Genomic DNA, 5,184 nt, shown 5'->3' on the forward strand with positions numbered 1-5,184 from the left:
CCCTAAACACTCAGGACGAGAACAATCTAAACAGTTTTTTGAAAGAAGAATCTAGTGACTATTTATTCCATTTATCTCAGCAGGAACCTAAACTCAAAAAAATAATTGATGATTATTTACTCGTTACCGGAGCTGCGGATGGTGATGTTCACAAAAACAGATATGCCTTGGAAGTTTCCATGCAAATGATAAATACTGCAATTAACAATTTTTTTGAAGCCGAAAAAGAGAAATTACAGCAATCGTATCCTTGCTACTTCGAGAAATTCAGAACTGATGGTGTTGAATACGATATTTACATTGGTCAGTCCATCTCTCCGGATAAAATCTTTAATCATTTTCACCTCAAAAATCTTAGGCTATGGCAACTTTCATCTATGGCTAATGTAGTTAGAATGACTCATGCTTTATTGCCAGCTATGCCAACCAAGCTTTATACTACTCAGTTGTTATTTGTCCATAACCATACAATCGACATTAGTTTTAGAGCTGATGAGCGAAAATTTGATGTAGAAGGCGCATACAATATCAGGTATCAGATGATAAAAAAACGAATCGACAAAGTTCACATCAGAGGTAGCAGTGAGCGTTTAACACAGCCTGATAAGATAGCGTTGATCTATTTTAATAAGAGAGATATTGATGATTATCTTCCTTTTATTACTTATTTACAGGAAACTGGAGTGCTGGATCAAGACCTGGAAGAACTTGATTTAGAGGACCTACAAGGGTTAAGCGGACTAAAAGCTTTAAGGATTGGCGTTATACATCCGAAAAAGACAAACGACATTTAGCCATAGATATGTCAAATACTTTCAAAAGTAATTACTTTTGAAAATTAGTATATACTTTTGACTAAATTAACTATTTAGTCAAAACTTATGAAAAGTATTCTACCTCTCTTTGGTCTTTTATTGCTGCTAAGTGCCTGCGGTGATACACAAAAAATGCAACTAAGGGCACCAGAGCCTCAGGTTGCTGAAGCAAAAACAGATAGCACTGCAGTTATAGCTACAGACACTACTAGAACGGATTCTGCCAAAACTCTTGCAAAGAAGTAGTATTGAGGTAAAATTTACCCCATCAATTCTTTCATAAGTTTATCAAAGTCAGCTTTCATTATTGCAAGCTCCTCTTCTACTTTTGCCAGCCGCTGTTCCAAATCACTTGCAGGTCTGCTGTAATTATCGTCTATCGAATCATCTTGTGTTAGATCGGGGGTTCCGCTCAACAAATGCACATAACGCATTTCCTTTTGCCCGGCACGCTTAGGTAACTGCAAAACATAAGGCATTTCCGGATCTGAGAGTCTTTCAAGTACAGCCTGCACATCGTCCAGCGATTCAAACTCATATAACCTGCCCGAATTCGTATTTAATTCACCAGGTGTTTGTGCACCTCTTAGCATTAACAAACAAATAATAGCTACTTCCTGAGGCGTTACAGGGAAAACAATAGCAAAATTATGTTTGTACTTAACGCTCCTGCTGGAACCACCTGTTGCAGTTGAAATTAAACTCTTTCTTTTTAAAGTATCAAGAGCCAATATTACCGTCTGCTCATCGTATTGTACAACCGGCTTACGCGAAGTTTTTTGATTACAAGCAGCCGTAATTGCATTGATGGTCATTGGATAATACTCAGGCGTAGTCTTGGATTTCTCCATTAATACACCTAAAACACGAAGTTCTTCGGCATTTAAAACCGGCAGGGTCTGTGGTGAATCCATTAATTCTTAAGAATTAGATAAAATAAGATAGATCCTGTTTAATTCATCTTTAGTAAAATTGGTATTCTCAAGGCACTTTAATGAATCAGCAAGCTGCTCAGGTTTACTTGCGCCTACCAATACAGAAGTAATTCTTTCGTCGCGTAAAATCCACGACAGCGCCATATGAGCCAATTTTTGTCCTCTTTCCTGAGCTATTGCATTCAGTTTATTAAGCTGAGCTAATTTTTCGTCAGTAATTTGATCGCGTTGTAAAAATCCGTGAGACTTTGCTGCTCTCGAATCCTCAGGAATACCCTTTAGATACTTATCGGTAAGCATCCCTTGGGCCAATGGAGAAAATGGGATACAGCCAACACCCTCATTACCTAAAAGGTCTAATAAACCGTCCTCTATCCAACGCTCATACATAGAGTATTTTGGCTGATGGATAATGCATGGGGTACCCAGTTCTTTTAAAATTTGGATGGCACGCGCGGCCTCTTCCGGCTTATAATTAGATATACCTACGTATAATGCCTTACCCTGACGAACGATCAGATCTAATGCTGTCATAGTTTCTTCAAGCGGAGTCTCGGGATCCGGACGATGGTGATAAAAAATATCAACATAATCTAGCTCCATTCTTTTTAAACTCTGATCTAAACTTGACACCAGGTACTTTTTAGAGCCCCAATCGCCATAAGGTCCATCCCACATAGTATAACCAGCTTTACTTGAAATGATCATTTCATCTCTGTAACCGGCAAAATCTCTCTTTAATAGCTTACCAAAATTCTCTTCGGCTGAACCTGGAGGCGGACCGTAGTTATTAGCAAGATCGAAGTGAGTAATACCACTATCAAAAGCGAGTTTTAATATGTTACTGCAATTTTCCAATTGATCTACATGACCAAAATTATGCCATAGGCCTAATGAAATTGCTGGAAGTTTTAACCCACTGTTACCGCAGCGGCGGTATTGCATTTGAGTATATCGGCTGGAACTGGGTGTATATGGCATATAATGAGCAAGAACTTTTAAATCTTGCATAGCTTTACGTACTCTTGTTCCAGCTGCATTGTTGCCAGAATTGTAAAATTTCTCAGCATCAGCCTCAACAGAAGCTAACAATTCTTTAACTTTTGAAAATTTTTCCATGTTTTGATTTTTTAATTTATAAGCCAAATATATATTATTTTGGAAATAAACGCGCATAACTTCACTTCTATTGCACTTTTTGTACCCGAACTCTTTTTTTTTAAAACCTTTTATAAGTTCACAGGTTATTTTCTAAAGCGAACTAAACAAATGATTATGCCATGGTTGAACTTATACATGTTGTTGAGGATGACGAAGATATCCGTTTTATAGTTGAATACGTATTGGTAGAAGCCGGTTATGAGGTTGTGACTTCTGGGACTGCAAAAGATTTTTATGAAAAAGTAGCTGTCCAACATCCTGAATTGATACTTTTAGACRTAAAATTGCCCGATGGTAATGGTATAAATATTTGCAGAAACTTAAAAACCGATAAAAAAACGAGCCATATTGCAATTATAATTATGTCGGCACATGCTGCCGAAAGAGCGGTTTTAGAAGAAGCCTGCGCCAATGGATTTATCAGCAAACCCTTTGATTTGGATGACATGCTCAACTCCGTAAAGAGGGTATTAAATGGTCATGATGATTATCAACAAAAACAAACGAGAAAAAATTCCAATAATTAAGGAAAAAATTCCTATATTTGTTTTGCACTAGATAAAAGCATTATGGCAAACACTCCAAAACCATACAAAACAAAGTCAAAAGTATCTGTTGTTTCAGAAAGCGCAGTTATTGCGTCTTACCAATCGTTATATGGCAACCCAATAAGTGTTCTTACCAATTCTAAAAATGGGTTATCAGCAAAAGCCGCCATTGATTTTCTTAATCTTTCGGGTTTCACCAAAGAAGAATTTCAGGATACTTTTAAAACAAATGTAAAAACTATACAAAATTACGTTTCGAATTCATCAAAGCTAGATGCCGCTTTAAGTGAAAAGCTTTTAAAATCTTTTTCTCTTTTTGATAAAGGCATCGAAATTTTTGGATCTGCAAAACTTTTTCATCAGTGGCTAAACACTCCTTCATATGGTCTTGGCAACCAAACCCCTTTCGATCTTATGGATACCATTACCGGTATTACCCTAATTGAAGAAGAACTGATAAGGATTGAATATGGTGATTTAGCTTAATTATGCATGTATTTCGTATAGCATTAGCTAAATATGCCACCAAGTTGTTTGCTTCGGGCAGAGCCGCACGCTGGAATCCTAACGATGTAGAAGTAATATACAGCGCAGGCTCGCGCTCACTGGCTTGCCTGGAAAATGTTGTCCACAGAAATCAAATAGGATTAAACCAATCTTTTCAGGTAATGACTATAGAAATCCCCGACGACATAAGAATCGTCCCTGTAGATATTAAAAAATTACCAGGTAATTGGATTGAATACCACAATATACCATTAACTCAAAAAATTGGGGAAGACTGGATCAACGAGGGCAAATCTGCCATTTTAAAAGTCCCCTCTTCTATCATTATAGCAGAATACAATTACCTGATAAATCCCAACCATCCGGATTTTAAATCGATAAAATTATTAAAATCGGAACCTTTTGTTTTTGACAGAAGAATAAAAAGCTAATTACGTATCCATTGCTAGGGCATCACCAGAGCATTACTAGGGCCTTAAGTCCAGTCAACGCCCTAGTAATGCCCTAGTAAGGCCCTACCAAGGCCCTAGCAACCTATTCCTCGACGTAGCGCACTTTCATCATTACGCCAGGGCTTTCGGTAAGTAAACTCCAGATCATTTTTTATTGTAAAAACCGATTTTCTTTTGAAATGAGGAAAAAGGTGGCGACATTAGCAAGCAATGAATTACCAAAAGAACATACAAAAAGCTATTATTGGCGCCTACAACAGGCATCAGCTACATGCGTATGCGCTTTTCAAAAGGTTTTTTAGAGAAAACTATCCTTTCGGTTTTAGTTTTCAAACCACCAGCAAGGACTTTATTAATTAAGCCCCGTATCATTTCGATTTTCTTTTTTCGATGCGGGGGTTAAAAGCACCTGATAAAAATCTGCTTTTTCTCATTCTTCATTTCAATTTTAATGCCTTTTCAGCAAAAGCCTGAATCGCGTATTCAATTTTTTTAAAAAATATAATAAAATATTAATTCACAACATATTCACGATCATGGAAACTAAATCATTGTCATTATCAAAAAGCGACTTTAAATTATTAAAGGAACATCTGGAAAAATCAAATATGAGCGCTTATAACAAAGAAAAATTAAGCAACGAATTAAAAGAAGCCACCATATATTCGGAAGAGGAACTTCCTTCTGATGTGGTGTGTTTAAAATCTGAAGCCCGTATAGCGAATACCAAAACCGGTAAAGAATTTACCTTTAAACTTGTAATGCC

General features: G+C 36.9%; 6 protein-coding genes and 2 pseudogenes. 6 read left to right on the forward strand and 2 right to left on the reverse strand.

Translation table 11 applies throughout. From position 1 onward, the window contains the following. Positions 1-794, forward strand: a pseudogene (locus tag AC1DG9_RS25835) (GAF domain-containing protein); the annotation flags it as partial. 87 nt (positions 795-881) lie between these two features. After that, the gene (locus AC1DG9_RS25840; protein WP_172663161.1) at positions 882-1,061 is read left to right on the forward strand and encodes a hypothetical protein; all 180 of its coding nucleotides are present in this window, start codon (positions 882-884) and stop codon (positions 1,059-1,061) included. A 14-nt stretch (positions 1,062-1,075) separates the two neighbouring features. On the opposite strand, the gene AC1DG9_RS25845 is transcribed toward AC1DG9_RS25840, so the two are convergent. Continuing rightward, positions 1,076-1,729 carry a YceH family protein gene (locus AC1DG9_RS25845; RefSeq protein ID WP_172663162.1) on the reverse strand — a complete coding sequence of 218 codons (654 nt, stop codon included), beginning with the start codon at positions 1,727-1,729 and terminating at the stop codon, positions 1,076-1,078. 6 nt (positions 1,730-1,735) lie between these two features. Then, positions 1,736-2,869 carry an L-glyceraldehyde 3-phosphate reductase gene (gene mgrA / locus AC1DG9_RS25850; protein WP_477635544.1) on the reverse strand — a complete coding sequence of 378 codons (1,134 nt, stop codon included), beginning with the start codon at positions 2,867-2,869 and terminating at the stop codon, positions 1,736-1,738. 161 nt (positions 2,870-3,030) lie between these two features. Here mgrA and AC1DG9_RS25855 point away from each other — a divergent pair, with 161 nt between their 5' ends. The 4 genes and pseudogenes from AC1DG9_RS25855 to AC1DG9_RS25870 all read left to right on the forward strand — a co-directional run. Continuing rightward, entirely contained in the window at positions 3,031-3,438 is a 408-nt protein-coding gene (locus tag AC1DG9_RS25855) for a response regulator transcription factor (protein WP_477635545.1), read from the forward strand. 42 nt (positions 3,439-3,480) lie between these two features. Further along, a complete protein-coding gene (gene parS, locus AC1DG9_RS25860; protein WP_172663165.1) occupies positions 3,481-3,945 on the forward strand; it encodes a type II RES/Xre toxin-antitoxin system antitoxin in 465 nt (154 codons plus the stop codon). Between the two features lie 2 nt (positions 3,946-3,947). Further along, the gene (locus AC1DG9_RS25865) at positions 3,948-4,397 is read left to right on the forward strand and encodes an RES family NAD+ phosphorylase (RefSeq protein ID WP_172663166.1); all 450 of its coding nucleotides are present in this window, start codon (positions 3,948-3,950) and stop codon (positions 4,395-4,397) included. Positions 4,398-4,954: 557 nt separating this feature from the next. Beyond that, positions 4,955-5,184 (forward strand): annotated as a pseudogene (locus tag AC1DG9_RS25870) (GreA/GreB family elongation factor); the annotation flags it as partial.

This window comes from Pedobacter sp. 05L430, assembly GCF_056397585.1.

What these genes read in the sequence shown, in the direction of transcription:
- AC1DG9_RS25840 (WP_172663161.1), top strand. Translation starts at nt 882, where the DNA reads ATGAAAAGTATTCTACCTCTCTTTGGTCTTTTATTGCTGCTAAGTGCC.
- AC1DG9_RS25845 (WP_172663162.1), bottom strand. Translation starts at nt 1,729, where the DNA reads ATGGATTCACCACAGACCCTGCCGGTTTTAAATGCCGAAGAACTTCGT.
- mgrA (WP_477635544.1), bottom strand. Translation starts at nt 2,869, where the DNA reads ATGGAAAAATTTTCAAAAGTTAAAGAATTGTTAGCTTCTGTTGAGGCT.
- parS (WP_172663165.1), top strand. Translation starts at nt 3,481, where the DNA reads ATGGCAAACACTCCAAAACCATACAAAACAAAGTCAAAAGTATCTGTT.
- AC1DG9_RS25865 (WP_172663166.1), top strand. Translation starts at nt 3,948, where the DNA reads ATGCATGTATTTCGTATAGCATTAGCTAAATATGCCACCAAGTTGTTT.